General features: G+C 70.0%; 2 protein-coding genes. Both read right to left on the reverse strand.

Annotated features, from left to right (window positions below):
* Positions 1-556, reverse strand: a 556-nt coding sequence (locus ACRDP3_RS07095; RefSeq protein WP_431515975.1) for an HAD family hydrolase, incomplete at its 3' end; no start/stop codon positions are given.
* Positions 557-661: 105 nt separating this feature from the next.
* On the reverse strand, positions 662-1,647 hold a 986-nt coding region (locus ACRDP3_RS07100; protein ID WP_431515976.1), incomplete at its 5' end, for a vitamin B12 dependent-methionine synthase activation domain-containing protein.

Genomic DNA, 1,647 nt, shown 5'->3' on the forward strand with positions numbered 1-1,647 from the left:
CCCCGGTCACCGTGTCCTCGATGACGGCGCAGCGCGCCGGGTCCGCGCCCAGGCGGGCCGCGGCCGTCAGATAGGGGTCCGGGTGCGGCTTGGTGCGGGTCAGTTCGTCCCCGGCGACGGTGAGGTCGAAGTGCTCCCGGCCCAGCGAGACGAGCATCTCGTCCACGACCTCGCGGTGCGATGCGGAGACCAGCGCGGTGGGCACACCGTGCAGGGACAGTTCGGCGAGCAGCCGCCGGGCGCCCGGGACCATCTGCACGCCGCGCCGCAGCCGCTCGATGAACTTCTTGTTCAGCAGGACGGTCAGCTCCTCGACCGTGATGTCTGCCTGCGTCGCCTCGATCAGGAAGCCCGCGCTGCGGGTCATCGGACCGCCGACGACGACCTCGCGCCATTCGTCCTTCAGCACGTGACCGAGCTCCGCGAATGCCTCACTCTCGGCGTCCCACCAGAAGCCTTCCGTGTCGACCAGGGTGCCGTCCATGTCGAGGAGCACCGCCTGCAGCGACGAGCCTTCGGCCGTAAGAGTGCCGAGCGCGGGGATGGAGCTGGTCATCCGCGTACACCTCCGTGAGGGACAACAAGGCCGGCCGCCGCCCCACAGGAGCGAACGACCGGCCTGTACCGGATCGACCATTCTACGACGGTCCGGTCGGAGCCGTTATCGGGCGTTGAAGTACTTGGCCTCCGGATGGTGGATGACGATCGCGTCGGTGGACTGTTCGGGGTGGAGCTGGAACTCCTCCGACAGCTCCACCCCGATCCGCTCCGGCCGCAGCAGCTCGGCGATCTTCGCCCGGTCCTCCAGGTTGGGGCAGGCACCGTAGCCCAGGGAGAAGCGGGCGCCGCGGTACTTCAGGTCGAACATGTCGGTCATCGCGGCCGGGTCCTCCCCGGCGAAGCCGAGTTCCGAACGGACCCGGGCGTGCCAGTACTCCGCCAGGGCCTCGGCGAGCTGGACGGACAGCCCGTGCAGCTCCAGGTAGTCGCGGTAGGCGTCGGCGGCGAACAGCTCGGCCGTCGCCTCCCCGATCTTCGAGCCCACCGTGACGACCTGCAGCCCGACCACGTCCCGCTCGCCAAAGTCCTCGGGCCGGAAGAAGTCCGCGAGACACATCCGGCGTCCGCGCCGCTGGCGCGGGAAGGTGAAACGGGTCCGCTCGCTGCCGTCCTCGTGCAGCAGGATGAGGTCGTCGCCCTTGGAGACACAGGGGAAGTAGCCGTAGACCACGGCCGCTTCCAGCAGGTTGTCGGTGTGCAGGCGGTCCAGCCAGCCACGCAGCCTGGGACGGCCCTCCGACTCCACCAGCTCCTCGTAGCTGGGCCCGTCGCCCTTGCGGGACTCCTTCAGCCCCCACTGGCCCTTGAACAAGGCGCCCTCGTCGATCCAGGACGCGTAGTCCTTGAGGCCGATGCCCTTGACCACCCGGGTTTCCCAGAACGGCGGGGAAGGCAGCGGATTGTCGACGGCCACGTCCGAGCGCACCGAACCGTCGTTGACCTCCGCCTCCGGCACCTCGCCCTCGGCGGACGCCGGCCGCTTGGGCACGCGGCGCTGCTTCAGCTCCGGCAGCACCGCCCCGGGAACGCCGCGCTTGACGCCGATGAGGGCGTCCATCAGGCGCAGCCCCTCGAAGGCGTCCCGGG

The organism is Streptomyces sp., from assembly GCF_050698815.1.
Lineage (GTDB): Bacteria > Actinomycetota > Actinomycetes > Streptomycetales > Streptomycetaceae > Streptomyces.